This window comes from Pseudomonas sp. MF6755, assembly GCF_016405635.1.
Taxonomy (GTDB): domain Bacteria; phylum Pseudomonadota; class Gammaproteobacteria; order Pseudomonadales; family Pseudomonadaceae; genus Aquipseudomonas; species Aquipseudomonas haemolytica.
Genome location: NZ_JAEKDA010000016.1, coordinates 106266 through 127110 on the forward strand (window position 1 = coordinate 106266; position 20845 = coordinate 127110).

General features: G+C 60.2%; 24 protein-coding genes and 1 pseudogene. 22 read left to right on the forward strand and 3 right to left on the reverse strand.

The features are described 5' to 3' along the window. Positions 1 to 134: 134 nt before the first annotated feature. The 3 genes and pseudogenes from JFT66_RS21575 to JFT66_RS21585 form a co-directional block, all read right to left on the reverse strand. A pseudogene (locus JFT66_RS21575) lies at positions 135 to 314 on the reverse strand (integrase core domain-containing protein); the annotation flags it as partial. A gap of 101 nt (positions 315 to 415) precedes the next feature. Then, on the reverse strand, positions 416 to 946 hold the full coding sequence (locus JFT66_RS21580; protein WP_000043569.1) for a hypothetical protein: 531 nt from the start codon (positions 944 to 946) through the stop codon (positions 416 to 418). A gap of 281 nt (positions 947 to 1227) precedes the next feature. Further along, on the reverse strand, positions 1228 to 2133 hold the full coding sequence (locus JFT66_RS21585) for a LysR family transcriptional regulator (RefSeq protein ID WP_023093368.1): 906 nt from the start codon (positions 2131 to 2133) through the stop codon (positions 1228 to 1230). A 305-nt stretch (positions 2134 to 2438) separates the two neighbouring features. Here JFT66_RS21585 and JFT66_RS21590 point away from each other — a divergent pair, with 305 nt between their 5' ends. The 22 genes from JFT66_RS21590 (at position 2439) to JFT66_RS21695 (ending at position 20845) form a co-directional block, all read left to right on the forward strand. After that, positions 2439 to 4436 (forward strand): conjugal transfer protein TraG, encoded by a 1998-nt coding sequence (locus JFT66_RS21590; RefSeq protein ID WP_001163195.1) that lies wholly within the window; start codon positions 2439 to 2441, stop codon positions 4434 to 4436. After that, positions 4433 to 4909 (forward strand): ribbon-helix-helix protein, CopG family, encoded by a 477-nt coding sequence (locus tag JFT66_RS21595; protein WP_000085131.1) that lies wholly within the window; start codon positions 4433 to 4435, stop codon positions 4907 to 4909. Before JFT66_RS21590 ends, JFT66_RS21595 begins: the two co-directional genes overlap by 4 nt. Next, the gene (trbB, locus tag JFT66_RS21600; RefSeq protein ID WP_023093367.1) at positions 4906 to 5976 is read left to right on the forward strand and encodes a P-type conjugative transfer ATPase TrbB; all 1071 of its coding nucleotides are present in this window, start codon (positions 4906 to 4908) and stop codon (positions 5974 to 5976) included. Before JFT66_RS21595 ends, trbB begins: the two co-directional genes overlap by 4 nt. Beyond that, a complete protein-coding gene (locus JFT66_RS21605; protein WP_000150010.1) occupies positions 5973 to 6359 on the forward strand; it encodes a TrbC/VirB2 family protein in 387 nt (128 codons plus the stop codon). Before trbB ends, JFT66_RS21605 begins: the two co-directional genes overlap by 4 nt. Then, positions 6356 to 6625 carry a VirB3 family type IV secretion system protein gene (locus JFT66_RS21610; protein WP_003092280.1) on the forward strand — a complete coding sequence of 90 codons (270 nt, stop codon included), beginning with the start codon at positions 6356 to 6358 and terminating at the stop codon, positions 6623 to 6625. Before JFT66_RS21605 ends, JFT66_RS21610 begins: the two co-directional genes overlap by 4 nt. A 12-nt stretch (positions 6626 to 6637) precedes the next feature. After that, the gene (trbE, locus tag JFT66_RS21615; protein WP_000933135.1) at positions 6638 to 9088 is read left to right on the forward strand and encodes a conjugal transfer protein TrbE; all 2451 of its coding nucleotides are present in this window, start codon (positions 6638 to 6640) and stop codon (positions 9086 to 9088) included. Next, the gene (gene trbJ, locus JFT66_RS21620) at positions 9085 to 9828 is read left to right on the forward strand and encodes a P-type conjugative transfer protein TrbJ (RefSeq protein WP_003092277.1); all 744 of its coding nucleotides are present in this window, start codon (positions 9085 to 9087) and stop codon (positions 9826 to 9828) included. The genes trbE and trbJ overlap by 4 nt, the downstream gene beginning before the upstream one ends. A 12-nt stretch (positions 9829 to 9840) precedes the next feature. Beyond that, positions 9841 to 10167, forward strand: coding sequence for a hypothetical protein (locus tag JFT66_RS21625; protein WP_014603538.1), 327 nt, complete (start codon positions 9841 to 9843; stop codon positions 10165 to 10167). Further along, entirely contained in the window at positions 10164 to 11531 is a 1368-nt protein-coding gene (gene trbL / locus JFT66_RS21630; RefSeq protein WP_023093366.1) for a P-type conjugative transfer protein TrbL, read from the forward strand. The genes JFT66_RS21625 and trbL overlap by 4 nt, the downstream gene beginning before the upstream one ends. A gap of 18 nt (positions 11532 to 11549) precedes the next feature. Then, complete coding sequence (gene trbF / locus JFT66_RS21635; RefSeq protein WP_001211312.1) at positions 11550 to 12254, forward strand: conjugal transfer protein TrbF; 705 nt, start codon at positions 11550 to 11552, stop codon at positions 12252 to 12254. Continuing rightward, positions 12251 to 13243 carry a P-type conjugative transfer protein TrbG gene (trbG, locus tag JFT66_RS21640; protein WP_000776560.1) on the forward strand — a complete coding sequence of 331 codons (993 nt, stop codon included), beginning with the start codon at positions 12251 to 12253 and terminating at the stop codon, positions 13241 to 13243. The genes trbF and trbG overlap by 4 nt, the downstream gene beginning before the upstream one ends. Positions 13244 to 13245: 2 nt before the next feature. After that, positions 13246 to 14526 carry a TrbI/VirB10 family protein gene (locus tag JFT66_RS21645; protein ID WP_003092274.1) on the forward strand — a complete coding sequence of 427 codons (1281 nt, stop codon included), beginning with the start codon at positions 13246 to 13248 and terminating at the stop codon, positions 14524 to 14526. Continuing rightward, the gene (locus tag JFT66_RS21650; RefSeq protein WP_000108283.1) at positions 14523 to 14768 is read left to right on the forward strand and encodes a DUF2274 domain-containing protein; all 246 of its coding nucleotides are present in this window, start codon (positions 14523 to 14525) and stop codon (positions 14766 to 14768) included. Before JFT66_RS21645 ends, JFT66_RS21650 begins: the two co-directional genes overlap by 4 nt. Before the next feature lie 373 nt (positions 14769 to 15141). Continuing rightward, a complete protein-coding gene (locus JFT66_RS21655) occupies positions 15142 to 15465 on the forward strand; it encodes a hypothetical protein (RefSeq protein ID WP_198860111.1) in 324 nt (107 codons plus the stop codon). 151 nt (positions 15466 to 15616) lie between these two features. Beyond that, a complete protein-coding gene (locus JFT66_RS21660; RefSeq protein WP_198860112.1) occupies positions 15617 to 15892 on the forward strand; it encodes a hypothetical protein in 276 nt (91 codons plus the stop codon). A 385-nt stretch (positions 15893 to 16277) separates the two neighbouring features. After that, positions 16278 to 16745: a hypothetical protein gene (locus JFT66_RS21665; protein WP_198860113.1), complete on the forward strand. Its 468-nt coding sequence runs from the start codon at positions 16278 to 16280 to the stop codon at positions 16743 to 16745. Between the two features lie 359 nt (positions 16746 to 17104). After that, the gene (locus JFT66_RS21670) at positions 17105 to 17353 is read left to right on the forward strand and encodes a hypothetical protein (protein ID WP_198860114.1); all 249 of its coding nucleotides are present in this window, start codon (positions 17105 to 17107) and stop codon (positions 17351 to 17353) included. Positions 17354 to 17483: 130 nt separating this feature from the next. Beyond that, entirely contained in the window at positions 17484 to 17723 is a 240-nt protein-coding gene (locus JFT66_RS21675) for a hypothetical protein (protein ID WP_198860115.1), read from the forward strand. Positions 17724 to 17732: 9 nt separating this feature from the next. Beyond that, complete coding sequence (locus tag JFT66_RS21680; protein WP_198860116.1) at positions 17733 to 18461, forward strand: hypothetical protein; 729 nt, start codon at positions 17733 to 17735, stop codon at positions 18459 to 18461. Between the two features lie 412 nt (positions 18462 to 18873). After that, positions 18874 to 19662, forward strand: a complete 789-nt coding sequence (gene lepB, locus JFT66_RS21685) for a signal peptidase I (RefSeq protein ID WP_198860117.1) — start codon at positions 18874 to 18876, stop codon at positions 19660 to 19662. A 119-nt stretch (positions 19663 to 19781) separates the two neighbouring features. Further along, positions 19782 to 20318, forward strand: coding sequence for a hypothetical protein (locus JFT66_RS21690; protein ID WP_198860118.1), 537 nt, complete (start codon positions 19782 to 19784; stop codon positions 20316 to 20318). A 275-nt stretch (positions 20319 to 20593) separates the two neighbouring features. Continuing rightward, positions 20594 to 20845: a hypothetical protein gene (locus JFT66_RS21695; RefSeq protein ID WP_198860119.1), complete on the forward strand. Its 252-nt coding sequence runs from the start codon at positions 20594 to 20596 to the stop codon at positions 20843 to 20845.

The following is a 20845-nucleotide window of genomic DNA, read 5'->3' on the forward strand; positions in this document are numbered from 1 at the left end:
CGCTATGTGACGAGCTTGCCGGCGCCTCGGGAGAGTTCGAGCCAGTGCGCGTAAGGCGGTGGGAGCACCCATTCCGGGTGGCTCCACCTTCAGTGCCTGCGCCAAGGTGACCTGAGTACGAACTTTGTAGCCAGTCAGGCAGTGAGTTCGGAGGGGATGCTATCGGATTGGATCCAGTTGCGCCGGATCGTCGCCGGCGGTTTGTAAGCATGCGCGCTATGCGGCCGCTGCTCGTTGTAGAACTGTCGCCAACGTTCGATCAGCACCTTCGCTTCGGTCCGACTGCGGAACCATTCGCGGTTGAGCAGTTCGTCGCCCATCGTTGCCTGCGAAGTCAGGACCAGCAGAATCCTGAGGGGAGTTCTCATCATGGTTTTCTCCGTTCAGACGCTTGGGATCAAGCGGCCGGAGACCACTACGCCTGCTTGGCTTTGCGCGCTGCCTCGACCAAGCTGTCGAGCCAGTCCTGATGGCCGTTGATCATCGGGTTGGGTTTGGCGTTGTGCAGCTCCTCGGCCGGTTTGCCCTTCTGAGTTTCCTGCGTGAGGATGCGCACGCGCCTGCCGTCCAGGTTCTCAACCAGCCAGGCGTGATGCACATCCAGGCGCGTATCTGTGCCTTCCTCGCCGGACCAGCCGTGCCAGGCCACGCGGCCGGGTTGCCCATCCGCAGGTGGCACGTATTCGTTGCACTGCCCCTCTACCGGGAAGCCGAAGGTCTCGAAGTAAAACCGATCGCCGTCGGCCAGTACCGGGCCTTTGCCGTCATGAAAGCACACGTTAGCCGAGTTGGCGTAGTAGCTTGGCCACAGCGATGGTGTGACGAGTAGAGGCCATACGTCGGCCGCGCTCAAGCCGGCGGCGATGATCTCATTGGAGGCGAAATTCTCAGTAAAGCCCGGCGTGTAGCCTTCGGGCCAGAGGATGGCGTTCTGTTGCTTGCTCATATCGAAGCTCCTTCACAAAATGTCGATGACGCAACAGGGGTGGCTGCGTCATTCAAGTGGTCATGGAGCAAATCATGAGCCTCCATCTGCAATAAGTGAAATCCTAAGTTTCTATTTTTGATATCATAAAATATGATATCAAGGCCTAGGTTCTGCCATCCACCGACTAGGCTATCTCGCAGCGGCGCTACGAAAGGGCGCGTCTCCAATTGAGCCGACTGATTGCTTATTTGTAGTGCGAGGTAGAGTTGTGCTGAGCATGACGATAGGAGCGATCTTGCCTACTTGTTGTTAGCACAGGAAGTGAACAGCAGTGCTCGTATCCAGCGATGTGCTGGATCGTGATGGGTGCGTTCGTGCCAAGCAGCCGTCTTGGTGAACCCCGGTATCTTCACCGGCGGCAGGGAGATAGCCAGCTTGTCCATACCGGCGACCAAGCGGCTCGGCAAGATCGCAACCATGTCACTGGCACGCAGGATGTCTGGCAAGATCAGAAAGCTCTTGACCGACAGTGTGACGCTGCGTCGTTTGCCCAACTGTTCTAGCGCATCGTCGGTGACGCCGCGGAAACCTCCACCATCGTAGGAAACAAGCGCATGGTCGAGAGCACAGAACTGTTTAACGGTCAGCTTGCGCCCCATAGCCGCAGGATGGTCTTCCCGCAGGACACACACATAGTGTTCCTTGAACAGCTCTCGGGCATGCAGATTTGGCGGAGTGATCTCTGGCGTCAGGAGGGCTAAATCGATCTGACCGCGCTCAAGCTGGTTCTGTAGCTGCCCGCTCTCGACTGGCACTAATGAGACTCGTACACGCGGTGCGTGCCGTTTAAGTGCCGATAGAAATGGGACAGCAACGGCACGCAGCGCATAGTCCGTCGCGGCGATGGAGAAGGTCAGTTGTGCGGTGGCCGGATTGAAGGAAGGTGGCTGGAGCAGCGCGTCGATTTCGGCGAGCACCTGCTTGACAGGCATCCCTAGATCCAGCGCCCGCTGCGTTGGAACGATACCCCGCTGCGAGCGCGCGAAAAGCGGGTCACCGAAGCTCTCGCGCAACCGCGTCAGCATGCCACTCAAGGCCGGCTGGGTTAGTCCCAGACGGGCCGCCGCCCGTGTCACATTGCGTTCGTCTAACAATGCGTCCAGCGCCTTGAGCAAGTTGAGATCCATACTCTTGATATTTTTCATTTTTATTCCAATCTTAAATATCATCGTTTTTCATGATATCTAAATATTGCCTATGAGTGGAAGCAAGGCCCATTGACGGCTTTTTTTGGGTAACTTGCTTGGAACTCTGTATGCGCCGCAGTGCGCTTTCGCTTGCGGCGCTTTTCTTTGACTCGCCACCGCGCTCATTCTTTCTTTTCCCTCGACCATTGTGCTGCGAACGGTCTTTGACCGGCACTAGCCCAGAACCGATCCTGACGCCTGCGACACCCCCTGTGCAACGCTTTCAATGAGACACCAGCGCAGGAGAAATCGGAGGACAGGTCATGCAAGGGACGAACGTTCTGTTCGGCCAGATCGCTGTGGTAATCGGCATCGTGATCGCCGGCGTCTGGGGCGCCACACAATGGACAGCAGCGACCCTTGGCTATCAAGTACGCCTCGGATCGCCCTGGTTCGATCTTCTAGGTGTACCGGTTTATCACCCGTGGCGCTTGTTCGAATGGTGGTTCTTCTTTGATGCCTACGCGCCGCACGTCTTCGACACAGGCGGTGCGATTGCGGGTGGTAGCGGTTTGTTCGCTTTACTCGTCGCCATCGCCATGTCGGTATGGCGTTCTCGGCAGTCGCGGCTGGTTACGACTTATGGTTCGGCACGCTGGGCCGATGCCGTCGACATCCGCAAAGCTGGACTGACCCTCCCGGCGGGCGTCTTCCTCGGCCAACACGACGACCAATACCTCCGACATGAGGGGCCGGAACATGTCCTGAGCTTCGCACCCACGCGCTCGGGCAAGGGCGTGGGCTTGGTGGTGCCTACGTTGCTTTCGTGGCCGGCGTCCGCCGTCATTCACGACATTAAGGGAGAGAACTGGAAGATCACGGCGGGCTGGCGTTCGCGCTTTTCGCACTGCCTGCTTTTCAACCCCACCGATAGGCAGTCGGCCGCCTACAACCCGCTGCTTGAAGTCCGGCGCGGCGCACATGAAGTGCGCGACGTGCAGAACATCGCCGACATTCTGGTTGACCCTGAAGGTGCGTTAGAGAAGCGCAATCATTGGGAGAAGACCAGCCACGCGCTACTGGTCGGTGCAATCTTGCATGTTCTGTACGCAGGCGAGGACAAGACGCTGCGCGGCGTCGCCAACTTCCTCAGCGACCCGGCGTGTCCGTTCGAGCTGACGCTGCACCGGATGATGACGACGAAGCACCTGGGCGATGCGCCTCACCCGGTTGTCGCATCCGCTGCCCGCGAAGTGCTCAACAAGTCGGACAACGAGCGATCGGGCGTGCTCTCCACCGCCATGTCGTTTCTCGGCCTGTACCGCGACCCGACCGTGGCCGAAGTCACATCGCGCTGCGATTGGCGCATCGCCGACCTGATTTCCGCCGAGCACCCGGTATCGCTCTATCTGGTGGTGCCGCCCTCCGACATAAGCCGCACCAAGCCGCTGATCCGGCTCATCTTGAACCAGATCGGGCGGCGGCTGACCGAATCGCTCGACGGCAGCGATGGCATCGCGCGCCGGCACAAGCTGCTGCTGATGCTGGACGAGTTTCCGGCGCTGGGTCGCCTCGATTTTTTCGAGTCCGCGCTTGCCTTCATGGCCGGCTACGGCATCCGCAGCTTTCTCATCGCTCAAAGCCTGAACCAGATCGACAAGGCGTATGGGCAGAACCATTCCATCCTCGACAACTGCCATGTCCGGGTGACTTTCGCCACCAACGACGAAAGGACGGCGAAAAGGATTTCCGAAACCCTCGGCACCGCCACCGAGCTTCGCGCGCAGCGCAACTACGCGGGCCACCGCCTCGCTCCGTGGCTGGGGCACCTGATGGTGTCGCGTCAGGAAACTGCACGTCCGCTGCTGACGCCCGGCGAGGTGATGCAGCTTCCACCTGAGGACGCCGTAGTCATGGTGTCCAGCGTTGCCCCGATCCGCGCGAAGAAGCTGCGTTACTACGTCGACGCCAATTTCAAGGATCGCGTCCTGCCACCGCCCGTGCTCGCAGTCGGGAGGTACGCCGACGCGCCGCCAGCCCGCCCCGACGACTGGAGCGGCTTGGCGATCCCGGCCGTACCTACGGCGCCGACCTCGGTATCCGCCGATGGTCCGGGCGGCACCGATGACGGCGGCCCGCGCCGCCAGCTCGAACTCTCCGAAACCGTCGCCTACGAGCCCGAGTTGGACGCGTGTGCGAACGACCTGGAGCTGCTCGATGACGACGACCTGGCGCTCCCGCTTCCCGGCCAGCTCGACCCGGCCATGCAGCGCACGGCCCGGCTGGCTTCTCTCGACCCCAACGACGGAATCGACCTATGAGCCAATACCGCCTCAATCTTTTCATCCAGCCCGAGCACGCCAAGCGCCTGGATGAACTTGCCGCCAAGAAAGGCGTGTCCAAGTCCTCCATCGTCGCAGCGGCCTTGGCGTCCTGGCTGTCACCCGATGCGGGCGACCAGCGTGAGGCCGCCATTGCCAAGCGGCTGGATCGACTGTCGCGGCAGACCGAACGCATGGAGCGCGACCAGAACATCCAGATCGAAACGCTGGCGCTGTTCATCCGCTATTTCTTGACCATCAGCACGCCGGTGCCAGAAGCCCACAAGGACGCGGCCCGCGCCCAGGGCAAAGCGCGCTTCGAGCAGTTCGTCGAGCAGTTGGGTCGCCACCTGCTGCGTGGCCGCAGTCTGGTGCGCGACGTGGTGGAGGAACTGCACCCCGATCCGATGCGGATGGATGACGCAGCAGCGATGGCGTCCGCCGATGAGCGAGCTGCAGAGCGTGCGTCATGAGTGCCGTTCCGCAGATTCCGCCTGAATCTCGCTCATCCGCCGCGGCGTCCCAGGATCGCCGCATCCAGATGCTGCGCACGGCGATGGGGCCGCTGATCGCCGCTGCGCTCGAAGATCCGGATGTTGTGGAAATCATGCTCAACCCCGATCGCACCCTGTGGGTGGATCGGCTGTCGTCGGGTCGCTCGCCGCTGGGCGTGGAGATGCCCGAGGCCGATGGTGAACGCATCATCCGCCTGGTCGCCGCGCATGTCGGCGCGGAGGTGCATCGCGGCCAGCCGCTCTTGACCGCCGAGTTGCCGGAAACCGGCGAGCGTTTCGAGGGCATCCTGCCTCCGGCCGCCCCGGGGCCAGCCTTCGCGCTACGCAAGCGGGCCGTGAGCATCATCGGCCTGGATCGCTACGTGGCCGACGGCATCCTGACCGCCGGGCAGGCCGAGTTCCTGCGCCGCGCCGTGCGCGAGCGGCAGAACATCCTGATCGCCGGCGGCACCAGCACCGGCAAGACCACGCTGGCGAACGCGCTGCTGGCCGAGATCGCCGCCACAGGCGACCGCGTGCTGGTGCTCGAAGACACCATCGAGCTGCAATGCGCGGCCCGCGACCATGTGCCGCTGCGCACCCGCGCCGGCGTCGTCACAATGACCGAGCTGGTGCGGGCCACGATGCGCCTGCGGCCTGACCGCGTGATCGTCGGCGAAGTGCGTGGCGGCGAAGCCCTGGACTTGGTGAAGGTCTGGGGCACCGGCCACCCCGGCGGCATTGCCACCATCCATGCCGGCTCCGCCTTGGGCGCACTGCTGCGTCTGGAGCAACTGATCCTCGAAGTGGCAGTGAATCCGCCCCGCGCCCTGATCGCCGAGGCGGTCAACGTGGTGATTCACATCGCAGGCCGTGGCCGCAAACGTCACGTCGAAACCATCTCCCGTGTCGTCGGCTTCGACGGTGCGGGCTATCGCCTGACAGATGCGCTGGAAACGCCGTTTCCCGAGCTGCCGCCGGTTCCTCTTGCAGCCGCTGCCGCTGCGCCTTCCTCGACCCCTGACCAACCTGGAGAACTGCCATGACGCACGTTGATGCTTTCCGTCTTTCCGTAAATCCTATTTCTCGCCTGTCCAGCATGGCGCGGCTGCGCCACCTGGCCCGTCCCGCAGGGCAAGGGCTGCTGCTGGCCGCGCTGATGCTGTTGCTGGCGGGCACGGCGCAGGCCGCCGGTTCCTCGATGCCGTGGGAAGGGCCGCTGACCTCCATCCTCGAATCCATCCAAGGGCCAGTCGCCCGGATCGTGGCGGTGATCATCATCATCTCGACGGGGCTTGCGCTGGCGTTCGGTGATACCAGCGGCGGCTTTCGCAAGCTGATCCAGATCGTGTTCGGCCTGTCCATCGCGTTCGCCGCGTCCTCGTTCTTCCTGTCGTTCTTCAGCTTCTCCGGAGGGGCCGTCGTATGAGTAAGGCCACCGATCTTCCGGGCTTTGAAGTGCCGCTGCATCGCTCGCTGACCGAGCCGATCCTGCTGGGCGGTGCGCCGCGCACCGTGGCGATTGCCAACGGCACGCTAGCCGCCGCCGTCGGGCTGGGCCTGCAACTGTGGATTCCCGGCGTGGTGCTCTGGATCGTCGGCCACTCGCTGGCCGTATGGGGTGCGCGCGTCGATCCGCAGTTCATGCAGGTCTTCGCGCGGCATATCAAACACCGCCCGCTTCTGGACGTGTGAGGGGAGGACGCCATGCTGAACCTTGCCGAATATCGTCAGCGCCCGGCCTTGCTTGCCGACTGGCTGCCCTGGGCCGGGCTGGTCGCGCCGGGCGTTGTGCTGAACAAAGATGGTTCGTTTCAACGCACGTTCCAGTTTCGCGGCCCCGACTTGGACAGTGCGACACAGGGCGAGCTGATTGCCACGTCGGCGCGGCAGAACAACGCGCTTCGCCGTACCGGGTCTGGCTGGGCCTTCTATATCGAGGCCGAGCGGATGCGGGCATCGAGCTATCCGCAATCCTCCTTTCCCGAACCACTGTCCTGGCTGGTGGATGAGGAGCGACGCGCGGCGTTCGAGGAGTCGGATGGCCATTTCGAGAGCGTCTATCACTTCACGTTGCAACACCTACCGCCGCAAGAGTCTCGCGCCCGTGCGGCTGGGATGCTGTACGAGAACCGGCCCACTGAGGGTGTGGACTGGCGTGGTCGGCTTGATTCCTTCGTGGCAGAGACCGATCGCGTGTTCGACCTGCTCGATGGTGTGATGCCGGAGATTGCCTGGCTGGACGATAGCCAGACGCTGACCTACCTGCATGCCACAGTCTCCACGCGGCGCTATCGCGTCGGCGTGCCCGACGTGCCGTTCCATATCGACGCACTGCTGGCCGATGCCGCGCTGGTCGGCGGCCTGGCGCCCATGCTGGGCGATCAGCACCTGCGCGTGGTGTCGGTACGAGGCTTCCCGACCTCGACCTGGCCGGGGATCTTGGACGACCTCAACCGCCTGGGCTTTGCGTATCGCTGGAGTACGCGCTTCCTGTGCCTGGACAAAGCCGAGGCGGAACGGGAATTGGGGCGCTTGCGGCGCCAATGGTTCGCCAAGCGCAAGAACGTCATCGCGCTGCTGCGCGAAACGATCTTTCAGCAGGAAAGCCCGCTGGTCGATACCGATGCCAGCAACAAGGCCGCCGACGCCGATGCCGCCTTGCAGGAGCTGGGCAGCGATCAAGTCGCCTTCGGCTACCTCACCGCCACGGTGACGGTGCTCGACGCCGACCCGGCCGTGGCCGACGAGAAGCTGCGCATGGTGGAGCGCGTCATCCAGGGCCGGGGTTTCGTGACCATCCCCGAAACCCTCAACGCAGTCGATGCCTGGCTGTCGTCCGTCCCCGGCAACGCATACGCGAACGTGCGTCAGCCCATCGTTTCGACGCTGAACCTGGCGCACATGATGCCGATGTCAGCGGTATGGGCTGGGCCGGAGAAGAACGAACACCTCGATGGCCCGCCGCTGATCGTCACCCGCACCGATGGCGCGACGCCGTTCCGGCTGGTGACGCACATCGGCGACGTGGGGCACACCCTTGTCGCCGGGCCGACCGGCATGGGCAAGTCGGTGCTGCTCGCCATATTGGCCATGCAGTTCCGGCGCTACTTCGGCTCGCGGATCTTCGCCTTCGACATGGGGCGCTCGATGCGCGCCACCATCCTCGGCCTTGGCGGTGAGCACTACGACCTCGGTGCCGATGGCGGCATCGCCTTCCAGCCACTCGCGCGAATAGCCCACGAGGGCTACCGCACCTGGGCCGCCGAATGGGTGGAGGGCCGGCTGCTGCACGAAGGCGTGACGGTCGGCCCGGACGAGAAGGCTGCCATTTGGTCGGCGCTGCGAAGCCTTGCCGGTGCGCCAGTGGAGCAGCGCACCATGACCGGCTTGTCGGTGTTATTGCAGTCCAACGCGCTGCGCCAAGCGCTCGCGCCCTATGTGTTGGGCGGCGCCCACGGCAAGCTGCTGGACGCTGACCACGACCGGCTGGGCATGGCCGACGTGCAGGGCTTTGAGATGGAAGAACTGATGCACAGCCCCGCCGCCGTGCAAGCAGTGCTGCGCTACCTGTTCGCCCGCTTCGACGAACGTTTTGACGGCGCGCCCACGCTGCTGATCCTCGATGAAGCGTGGCTGTTCCTCGATGAGCCGTCCTTCGCGGCCCGCATCCGGCAATGGCTCAAGACGCTCAGAAAAAAGAACGTCAGCGTCATCTTTGCCACGCAGTCGCTGGCCGACATCAAGGACTCGACCATCGCGCCAGCCATCATCGAAAGCTGCGCGAGCAGGATCTTCTTACCTAACCCGCAGGCCACCGAGCCGCAGATTCGCACGATCTACGAAGGCTTCGGCTTGAACAGCCGCCAGATTGAGATCGTGGCGACCGCACAGCCCAAGCGCGATTACTACTACCAGTCGCGCCTCGGCAATCGCCTGTTCGACCTCGACCTGGGGCCTGTCGCGCTCGCATTCGCGGGCGCATCCACCCCTCAAGACCAACGCGATATTGACCGCGTGCTGACGCAGGCCGGCGCTCCCGGCTTCGCCGGCGCGTGGCTGCGCCATCGCGGCCTCGGCTGGGCCGCCGACCTGCTGCCGTCCGCTCCGGCGGCAGCTTCCTTTCTCGCTTCTCAACCGCTGGAGGTTTCACCATGAAGACCAAGCCCCGTTTGCTCTCTGTCTCACTCGCTGCCGTGCTGTCGGTATCGCTGCTGGCCGTGCAGCCCGCATCCGCGCTGACGGTGTTCGACCCGTCCAACTTCGTGCAGAACACGCTGACCGCCGTGCGCACGCTGGAACAGATCAACAACCAGATCAACCAGCTTCAGAACGAGGCGCAGATGTTGATGAACCAGGCCAGGAACCTGGCAAATCTCGACTTCAACATCGTCAACCGCCTGCGCTCGACGCTCGCCACCACCGAGCGCCTGATCGCCGAGGCGCGCGGCTTGGCCTACGACGTGCAGAGCATGGATGCCACGTTCGCCCGCCTGTACCCGGAACAGTACGCCGCCACCATCAGCGGCGACCGCATGGCACAGGACGCCCGCGAACGCTGGCAGAACACCTTGAACGGCTTGCACACCGCGATGCGGATGCAGGCGCAGGTGTCGCAGAACCTCGCCCAAGACGAAAGCGCGCTGGCCGATCTCGTGAGCCAGAGCCAGTCGGCCACCGGCGCGCTGCAAGCGATGCAGGCGACGAACCAGCTCCTGGCTTTGCAGGCCAAGCAGTCGATCCAGGCGCAGCAGCTCCAGATCACGCAAGACCGGGCCGCTTCACTGGAACTGGCGCGGCAAGCGGCGGCTATGGAGCGCGCCCGCGAAGTGCGGCGGCGCTTTCTGGGCACCGGCACGCCGTACACGCCGCAGTCCGTCAACTTCTATAACAACTGACCGGAGGCGGCCATGCGATGCGCTTCCGTCCTGATGGCCGTGCTGCTGACCGCGTGCGGCCAGCAGCCGGCCGAGAACCTGGCCGACGCCCTGGCCGCAGATCCGGTGCGGCTCAAGGCGTTGCGCGGGCAATGCGCGGCCGACCGGCAGGCCGTGGGCGAGGATGCCTGCCGCGCCGCCGCTGAAGCCTTCCGGCGGCGCTTCTTCGCCGGCCATACCGGGCCGGATGAATACAACTCGCTGGCTGAACTCCCGCCGATTCCGCCGAGCTTCGATACGCCCGCAGATGAATTGCCAGAGGGCGCCGTTCCGCTCACTCCGCCCGAGGATTCGCCATGAACGACGTGACCATCATCGACCGTTTCCTCGATACGTTCTCGCGCTACATCGACTCGGGCTTCGGCTTATTGCAGGGCGAAGTGGCATTTCTCACCGCCACGCTCATCGTCATCGACATGACGATCGCTGGCCTGTATTGGGCCATGAGCCACGCCACCGGCCAGGGCGACGACGTGATCGCCAAGCTGCTGCGCAAGGTGCTCTGTGTCGGCGCGTTCGCCTACATCATCGGCAACTTCAACTGGCTGGCGAGCATCGTGTTCCGCTCGTTCGCCGGCTTGGGAATTACCGCTACCGGCTCGGCCATCACGATGGAGAACTTCCTTCAGCCGGGCCGGCTGGCGAAGACCGGCATCGACGCAGCCGCGCCGATTCTGGAACAGATCGGGGACATGGCTGGGTTCCCCGAGGTGTTCGTGAACATCGACCCTATCGTGGTTCTGTTCATCGCCTGGCTGGTGGTGATCCTCTGCTTCTTCGTGCTGGCCGTACAGCTTTTCATCACGCTGATCGAGTTCAAACTGACTACGCTCGCCGGCTTCGTCTTGATCCCGTTTGCACTCTGGAACAAGACCTCGTTCCTCGCGGAAAAGGTGCTAGGCAACGTGGTGTCGTCAGGCATCAAGGTCTTGGTGCTGGCCGTCATCGTCGGCATCGGTTCAGGCCTGTTCGCCGAGTTCCAGGTGCATCCCGACGAACCATCCATCGACCACGCGCTGGTCGTGATGCTGGCCTCGCTCGCGCTGCTGGCGCTGGGCATTTTCGGCCCCGGTATCGCCACCGGCCTGGTGTCCGGTGCGCCACAGCTTGGTGCGGGCGCGATGGCTGGTGCTGCGGTCGGGGCTGTCGGCACCGGCGTTGCCATCGGCGCCGCCGTAACGGGCGTGGGCGGCGCCGTCATGGCCGGGGCACGAATGGCCCCGGCGGCCGCAAAGCTGGCCGGTGCCGGTGCGCGTGCCGCGACTTCGGCGGCCGGCAGTGCCCGATCGGCGTTCCAGGCCGGTTCCGCTGCGGCCGGCGGCGGTGCCAAGGGCGCGGCGGCTGGCCTCGGCAATGTCGCCAAGACTGGCGCACAAGCCGCAGGCCGCAGCGTCACCTCTGGTGCTTCCGCTGTTGGGCAGAAGGTGGCCGACTCCTTCCGCGCTGGCTGGAACGGCACAGAAGCCGGCAGCGACGGTGCTGGCCCCGGCCAGACCGCAGACGGCACCGCAGGCTCGCAGAAGCAACAGCAACCGGCCTGGGCCAAGCGGATGCACCGCCGCCAGCAGGCTACCCATGCCGCGACCACTGCCGCCCACACGCTGCGCGGCGGCGACGGCGGCGGCTCCGGGCAAGGCCCGAGCCTGCGGGATTCCGATACCTAACCTTCAAGGAGAACACCCATGCGATTCAAACGACCGCAGGTGCGCTACGCCGATACGCCGCAGCCTGCCACCCCGTATCAAGCCGCCGCCCAGGTGTGGGACGACCGTATCGGCTCCGCCCGCGTGCAGGCGAAGAATTGGCGCCTGATGGCCTTCGGCTGCCTAGTGCTCGCGCTGTTGATGGCCGGCGGCCTGGTGTGGCGCTCGGCGCAGTCCATCGTGACGCCCTATGTCATCGAGGTCGATCAAGCCGGGCAGGTGCGCGCCGTGGGAGAGGCCGCCACGCCGTACCGGCCCGGCGACGCGCAGATCGCGCACCACCTGGCGCGCTTCGTGACGCTGGTTCGCTCGCTGTCCATCGACCCCATCGTGGTGCGGCAGAACTGGCTCGATGCCTACGACTACACCACCGACAAGGGCGCGGCGGTGCTCAACGACTACGCCCGCACCAATGACCCATTCGCCCGCATCGGCAAGGAATCGGTAACGGTGCAAATCACCAGCGTGGTTCGCGCGAGCGACACGTCTTTCAACGTGCGCTGGACAGAGCAGCGCTATGTCAACGGTGCGCCCGCCGGCACCGAACGCTGGAACGCCGTGCTTTCGACCGTCCTGCAAACCCCGCGTACTGAACAGCGCCTGCTCAAGAACCCATTGGGTATCTACGTCAACGGCCTGTCATGGAGCCGCGAACTGGATTCTTCCGAAGGAGCCAAACCATGAAACTTCGTTTCCGCCTTTACGTTGTTCCTTTGACGCTGCTGGCCCTCGCGGGCTGCGCCTCGCAGGGGAAGCCGCCGCCATCCATCTCGCTCGACGAGACGGTGCTGGCCCAGCCGTTGCCCGAACCGCCCAAGCCCGTCGAAGTCGTCGCCGTCCCTGAACCGCTGGCGCTGCCGGCGCAGTTGAAGCCCCTGCCGGAACTCGATGAGGCCCCCGTTGCGCCGGAGCCGGCCGACGAAAAGGTGCGCGTTTCCCGTGCCAATGCAGAAGCGCGTATCGCGCCTACCCGTGAGGGCTACGTCAACGCGATTCAGGTGTGGCCGTTCACCGATGGCGCGCTTTATCAGGTCTATGCGTCGCCGGGGCGCGTGACGGTGGTTTCGCTTCAACCGGGCGAGGAACTGGTAACGGTCGCCGCCGGCGATACCGTGCGCTGGATCGTGGGCGACACGTCCAGCGGCGGCGGGGCCGATCTGCGCGTCAATGTGCTGGTCAAGCCTATCCGCTCCGGTCTGAAAACCAATCTCGTCATCACCACCAGTCGGCGCACCTACCTGCTGGAGCTGACCTCGACCGAGAGGGCATGGATGGCGTCGGTGTCCTGGGACTATCCGAAAGACCGAATGCTCGCGTTGCAGCGCCAGGCGCAGGCAGCGCAGGCAACAACGCCTGTCGATACGGGCCTGTCGCTGGACAAGATCCGCTTCCGCTACGCGGTATCGGGCAGCAACCCGCCGTGGAAGCCTCTGCGCGCCTTCGATGATGGAGAGAAGGTCTATATCCAGTTCCCGCCGGGCATCGCCCAGGGCGAGCTGCCGCCGCTGTTTGTCATCGGCGCGCAGGGCGACGGGCAACTGGTGAACTACCGTTTTCGCTCGCCGTACTACGTCGTGGATCGCCTGTTCGGCGCGGCCGAACTGCGGCTGGGCGGCGATGGCGGCGACGTGGTGCGGATCGAGCGCACCGATGGTGTTGCACGGAGGAACTGACCATGAGCCAGGATGACACTCCCGACCTTGCCGCGCCGCAGGCGGACAAGGTGGCGCCGGAGGCAGTGGCGCTGCGCGCCCAGCCGCGTCCAGTCACACGCCTGAACCGGCGCTCGCTGGCCATCCTTGCCGGCGTCCTAGCGGTCGCCGTGCTCGGCGCGCTGATGTGGTCGCTGCAACCTCATCGACGCAGCACAGGCGAGCAGACCGAGCTTTACAACGTCGATCGCGTGTCAAAGTCGGAAGGACTGGATGCGCTGCCGACGGACTATTCCAAGCTGCCGCCGGCGTTGCTGCCTGCCGTTCCCGAACTAGGGCCACCGCTGCCGGGCGATCTTGGCCCGGCTATCGTGAAGTCGCAGCAACCGGCGACGGCTGCCTACGCGGCCCCCGGTCACGACCCGAACGATGCCCTGCGAAAAGAAGCCGAGGCGGCCGCGGCCTCGTCCGTGTTCTTCCGCTCGGGTGGGCAGAATGCGGCGCCGGTAGCGCAGACACAGGTGGCCGCTGCGCCGGGCTTCGCCGCCAATGCGGCGTTTGACCCGCTGGCGGCCGGGCCGGCCTCCACGGCGGCCCAACCTGCTGACCCGACAGCGGTGCAAAACCGGCAAGACCAGAAAGAGGCTTTCATGAAAGCTGGCCCCACTGAAACCCGTAATTCCGGCAATCTGACTCTGCCAATTTCGCCGTATCAGGTTATGGCCGGAACAGTGGTCGCAGGTGCCTTGGTGACGGGCATCAAGTCGGACTTGCCCGGCGACGTGATCGCCACGGTGACGGAGCCGGTCTATGACACAGCCACCGGGCGCTTCCTGCTGATTCCGCAGGGTTCGCGCATCCTGGGCAAATACAACAGCCAGGTCAGCTACGGGCAGAGCCGCGTTCAAGTCGTCTGGAACCGGATCATCCTGCCGGACACGTCTTCGCTCACGCTCGACAACCTGGCCGGCACCGACCCAGCCGGCTATGCCGGGCTGGAGGACGATGTGGACTACCACTGGGGCCGCATCTTTGCCGGTGCGGCACTCACCACGCTGCTGGGCGTCGGTGCCGAGCTGGCCGCGCCGGAGAACCGGCAGGATGGTGATCGCGTCATCATCGCTGGGCGCGACAGCGCGCAGGACAGCATCAATCAGGTCGGCCAGGAGATGACCCGGCGCAACCTCAACATCCAGCCGACCTTAACGCAACGGCCGGGCCTGCCGGTTCGCATCATCGTCAACCGGGATCTGGTGCTGCGGCCGTACCAGCCGCTGTTCTTCAACCGGGGGACTTCACGATGAGCACGACCAAGAAGCTGCGGCTCGGCCCGCTGCCGAAGACCGAGAGCACCAAGCTGACTTTCGTTTGCCCGACCAGCTTGAAAGTCGACCTCGACCGCTACGCCGCGCTACACGCGCAGGCGTATGGCGAGGCCGTTGATGCGGCGACGCTGATCCCGCATATGCTGGAAGCGTTCATGGCGGGGGATCGAGGATTCAGGAAGGGCACGGCGACCCGCAGCACACCACCGAAGCCGCCATGATTGCACCGCATGCTATTCAACGGCATCCATCGAACGCGCAGCCCAGGCTGCGCGTTCTTCATTCTGGATGCCGCCGAGCCTGTTGGGCTATGATGATGCGACAGGCCCGCCGTTCCTCGGCAATCCAGCACTACACAGTGCGATGCGGCTTTCTCTCCCAACGCTCCTATGTCGCTCCTAGCCGACAACGCCGCTCTTCTTCTAAGCGGCCCCGAAAGGAGCTAACCTACTGTCCCATATACGGTTTCAAGTCCTTCTTGATTTGCGCGAAAGAATTGACACCGGCACTTTTTTGTTGCTGAACCTTTCTCGCAAATATAGACCCACGTCGAGCATCACCTGATACCAAGTACTACCTTCAGGAGTGTGACCAATGGTATTGGCCATTAATGACCCGGCAGTTCAATCTGCTTTGATCCAGGCGGGAGCCGCAGTCTTCAGCACTGTAACTGCTGCAATTTGTGCAGCGCTTATCGGTAAAAGGTTTACAGACCGTAAGAAGCTCGAAACAAAGCTGGAGTTGAGCCAAAAGGATATCGAATTTCTGCTGAACGTCGAGGCAGAGCATGTCGCATTGCACAAAGAAAACGGTTCTACACCAAGCAAAATCAAAGTACGTGACATGGTTCGGAAAAAAGGGCTTTCTTTTTCTGGGCAATTCACACCAGGTCGGATCCGTCATCCTCGACCGCACTGATAGATTGCAAATGTAAATCAGCCAGGCTCCGGTCTGGCTTTTTTGTGTCTGCATTTACGCCTGCACGTTACTCATCTCCAAACGCTAGGACTACTCGCAAGTATGGCCTACGCATCACATAACGACCGATCAGGTCCTTTCAGGAGTAACTATGTCAAAAACCGTAAAAAAACCTTGGTGGAACCCCATTGCACACTTTGCTGCACACTGCTTTGTCGGCTTCATCATTTTTATCATTATTGGCCTTCCGGCCGTGGCACTATCGTTTCTGGTTCACAAACTGGAAACATTGGGTGTCGTTAACCCTTTGACAATCGCTGTGCTAACTTTTTTGGAGATGGCATTAACGATTGCCGATGCCACACTCTTCTTAATATTCTTGTGCCTGGGTATTTTCAGGGCACTTAAGGAGTTTTCGAATGAATAGTACGTTTGGATCAGAGTTCGTGATTGCGGCAAAACAAGCACCACGTCTATATTTCGCGCCCTTAATAGGAGCGATTAACGCCGTAAAAACTGAGTTCCTTCGCGTACAGCGTGGCTCTCGCCGTAACATCGAGCAGATACAAACAAAATAAAGCTCTGTAATAAAAGAGCAGCTTTACCCTAACGCTTCAACTGACCCGTCAACACATCATGTGTCGACGGGTTTTTTTGTGCCAGATGGTTACCTTGGCAGCAAGGCACTGAACGGGAGGGGCGCCGTAAGCCATCCACATTGTTGATCAAAAAACTCTGTGTATTATGTCTACGTGTTATGTATCATTGTCCCTGCGCCGGCATAGAGCCAGCGTTTTCCTCAGGAGGAATTCATGAGTAGGACTGATTTTGAAGTCGGGGCGGGCTATGAGGTGTTCAACCCGCCGATCCTCGAGATGCAACCTGGCGAACCCAACCACCAGCTCGGCCGCTACTTTACGGTGACTGCCCTTGAGAACGGTGGCGCGTGGGTGTACGACGGCGCCTATGATAGTGGAGTATCTACGGTGTTTCTCCCCGATGACATCGTTGCCTTGTTGCGATATCAAAAACTGGACAAGTCTGGTGAAAGCCAGTTTGCGGATCTGATGACTGCGCTGGTGTCGTCGGCCGCGGCTGCAAATGAGCAGCGGACCCTCGTGGCGGCTCATGGCACTGATGACGAATCGATTGATGCGTCTCATCGATTTTTTACCCAATTTCTCTCTGGGCAAGTCAAAGGATTAGCGGCGAAGGGGATTTTGAACCCAAACCTCGCTGTCGTTATGACCGAGCTCGCGACGGGGGTGTCGCTTGCTTAAACACGGGATTTCCCGTCTTCGGATAAACCTGTTGATGGCAGGTATGGCCACGTTCTCCGCCAGTGCTTTGGCTGTCGGAGCGACATTTCTATTGCCGCATCCAACAACTGCTCCATCGACCTCTACCAAAGACTTCAAAATTGTCGGGCGGTACTGTCTGATCAGACCTGGGGAGGTTCGACCACATTGTGATGGTGAGGGTGATTCACCGAAAGACCCGATGCTGTCCGCAATAAAACAAATGAGTGACTCTCTGACCCCCGGCGGAATGGATCGAACACCACCGTAAAATCCGAATTTGTAAACCGCATATGCGTACGCGATATGTATCAAACTAACCGTAGAGATAGGAATACCCAATGACCCTTACAATTGACATCGTTGCTCGAATCACCGTGGCCGTACTCGTGATCATCTTCTCGATCGCATTCAAACGTCGAAAAGAACTTTTCACTGTGAAAAACACTAAGGGTGACGCCCAGGTTGCTCTACTCGAGAACTACGTTTCCCGGCAGATCCGAGACACGAACCTCCTGCTGTGGCTCGTCGGCGGTTTCGGTTCCTTCGTACTGGCCTACTGCATTTGGTCGGTCGTGGCCGCAGGCTGATCCCGACTCCAATGAGGCTTTACTGATCGGTAGGGCTTTCAAGCATCACTAAAAATTGCCAGAAAAGAAGTACTACAGGTAGGCGTACTACGCGTACGTGTGGTGCTTCATACTGATTGAGGGATCAATAATGAAGCTCTTCTATTTGACACACCGGACGTTGTGGCTGGTCGGCCACCCGTCTGCTGCAATTGCGTTGGTTGTATTTTTTTACGTGTGGTTCAAGGTCGGTTACATCGGCATGTTCTCGGCGGTAACGAGCGTTGTGATTCTGCTGGTCGCGTTCTTATACCGCCAGGCGCTTAAGCGCTTATTTCCTCTCGGTTCCAAACGAGCAGATTCTCGACCGGCAGGCTCGGATTTGAGCTGAGGATCTGGGATGTCAAAGGCGGCGACACTGAGTGTTATTTTGCGCAGGCAACGTGAGAATTGCGGTTTTTTTAACGGCGTCCCGTTCCTGCACAATCCCCGTTCTATTCCTGTCGGCGAGGGACTCACGGTTCGTTACTGTCTGTCAGAAGATGTCTTCACCTGGGGGGCTGTCTGTGAAGGCCGGACACTAGACGCCTCGTTCTTAAAAAATGGAGATCCCGTACCTCTTGCAGTACTGGAGGCTACAGTCCTTTCGAAAGGCAGCGGTCGTGGATTAGGTATTTCCGAGTCATGTGACCTACTGAGCGAATCGCTCAACAAGGTCGTGAACGACTTGTCCAAAACGTGCGTTGAAGATCTGCTGAATGTGATCTCCGTCGGTGGCGTACTCATATTGAACCGATTGGAAGTTAGGTCTAACTGCAACCACCATGGAATAGGTCACCGATTTTTTACTGCACTTATCAAAGACATCAATACTCACTTACCGCTTTCGCTCTATGCACTTCATCCATTCCCTTTACAGTATGAATACTGCGAGCCAAATCCCGATAGCCAAGAATACGAGGTGTTTTGGGAATCGTTTCGTGGGGATGTCGAGAAGCTGTCTAATTATTATTGCTATGAGTTTGGGTGCAAAAGTGTATCGCCCGAGACTGGTTTGCTCATCAATACGTTGCCTGGGTGGCGACTCAACATTGACCGCTTTGGGTGGTCTGTCGAAGTTTTGGAGTAATCATGCTTTCTAACCAAGTCCCGATCAAAGGCATTAAATTCAATTTCAAATTATTGCTCAACGGCTGGGTATTGGCGGCATTGCTTTGGTGTATTGGATCAGGACTTCAATCCATTTCAGTCGATATTGTTGATGGCTGGATCCCGCGCATTGGTGCCTACATAGTCTATGCAGGTTGGGTCTGTGGCACTGGGTCAGTCCTAATTTTCCTGCTTTTAATGTGCAAATATTGGTGGGCACGTCGGTCGGGTCGGGTCCTGTGAGTCTTTTTCTGTCAGGGATGGCTCTAACAGCAGTCGCACCTTTCATGTGTCGTAGAGGCCTCACGACTTGCGCCCCTCAGTGGATATACACGTTGGGGTGCGCAGCAGGCGTCCTGGGCCCGTATTTTCTTCTTTGCACATTTTTGGAGATGCACACCATCCTATTGGCGTGCGTTGCAATTGGTACACCTTTTTGGTTGGTACAACGAGTTCGTGCAGCCAATCGCTTAGGCCATCTATCGCACGGGATATTAGCCTTCGCGGTTGAGCTTGTACCCGTAGCGGCTCTGTTATTAGTGATCCGATCATTCATTGTGGAACCTTATGTCGTCCCGTCGTCATCCATGCGTCCAACTCTCGCGGTTGGTGATTACGTGTTGGTGGACAAAATCACTTACGGATTACGTCTGCCTCTTTCGAATAAATTGTTTTTGAACGTGTCAGTGCCGGACCGTTCTGATGTCCTTGTATTCAGATTTCCCTTGGATCCTAGCAAAGCCTATATAAAACGGGTTATCGGTTTGCCGGGTGATTTAGTCGAATACAAAGCCGGAAATCTTTATGTAAATAACACTGTCATTAGAGCTAAAGAGGGTGATCGCTACGAGTACATTGATGAGAACTCAGGAAAAGTACGGTCATCAACAGCATTGACTGAAGATATGGGTGGAACTCCTTATGTGATTCTGCCTGACGTACAGGCAATGGAGCTTGGCCGTGGATCTGACTTTCCAGGGATTGCAGGCTGTGAAAGGAGGGTTGATGGTTTGAAGTGTCTTGTGCCTAACGATGCTTTCTTTGTTCTCGGAGATAATCGTGGTGACAGCCTCGATAGTCGTTATTGGGGGTTTGTCCATCAATCCGAGATCATTGGGCGGGCCCTCTATTCTGTGTCATTTGGCCAAGATCGAATCCGATTCAAACGAATTTCAAATTGACTGCCGTGTATCAAGGAAGGTGAAGTTATGAAGAAACGTCAAAGTATATGCCCATGTTCCTCATACCAACCTGCAAGGACTTCGCAAGAGTCTTGCATCCACCTATCAGGAGAATGAACATGAGCTTTCACAATTTGGCTTTGTTGTACGCAAAAGTTGCCACTGCACCAGTAGATGCTAGCGGTTGTCTCTTGCAGAGTGTTGGTGACTTTCCGGCAGGTTCGGCGCGTGACGAGGTGTTCGTCGCAATTGAGGAGATGAACCGTTCGAGCGTCATCACTGAACTGGTGGTTGGCAACGGCGCTCCTCTGACCGCCCATGTTGTCATTGGTATTGAGGACGGCGCCGCTGGCCCTGAAGTGGCTGTGAAAGGGGTCTGTTTCGATCCGGTATCGGCGTTGGCCTTGGCGGAATCCGCCGCCGACGAGATGTGTACCTCGATCAATTCAGTACTACGGCGCGACATGGGTGAGGATTTTCATCCGGTTGGCTTAACTCATCTGGTGAGCAATGAAATCTCCATCGCAAGTCCTGAAACTGGCTGCCTTGCTTCGGTTGAAATTCAAACGACGACCAGTCTGAGTAGTGAAAACAGCTCTGGTAGTTTCTTCGTCGGCACTCTTCTCGGGCACCATGCCCGGACGTCGATTTTGTAACAGCGTCATCGACCACTCTCGCTGAGCGAGGGTGGTTTTTTTTTGGCCGAGAAAACTGAAACCCCATCACTCGACTGGGGCTATCGGTCGGAATCAAGCAGCGACTGATCCAGCCCACCCCGAATCTTCAATGTCCACCAGTTGATCCAGATCACTGATGAAGAGGATCGGAGCGGCATAGACCATCTCACCCCCTAATACTGGAAGGTTTGTTTTTCCTTGTCACGTGATGGGTGTATATTGCTACACGTTATGAATCACTGAGGTCTGCTCGAATGGATCGCAAAGCATCTGGCCGTTTAATCATAAAAGTTGTGATCGCCCTTGTGGCGATGCTTGGAGCGCTTTTGGCGCTGATGGCCGCCCGCGCAGGAATGCTCCAACTGTCCCCAGGACGAATTTTCATGGGGATGTTTTTGCTCATTGTGGGCGGAGCTCTGTTGAACCTGGTGCAGGCGTTCATTTCGAGCGAAACCTCCAGCCCGCAAGACGATTCCTTGGCTGCCCGGCCAGAAGGGAGGAATTAA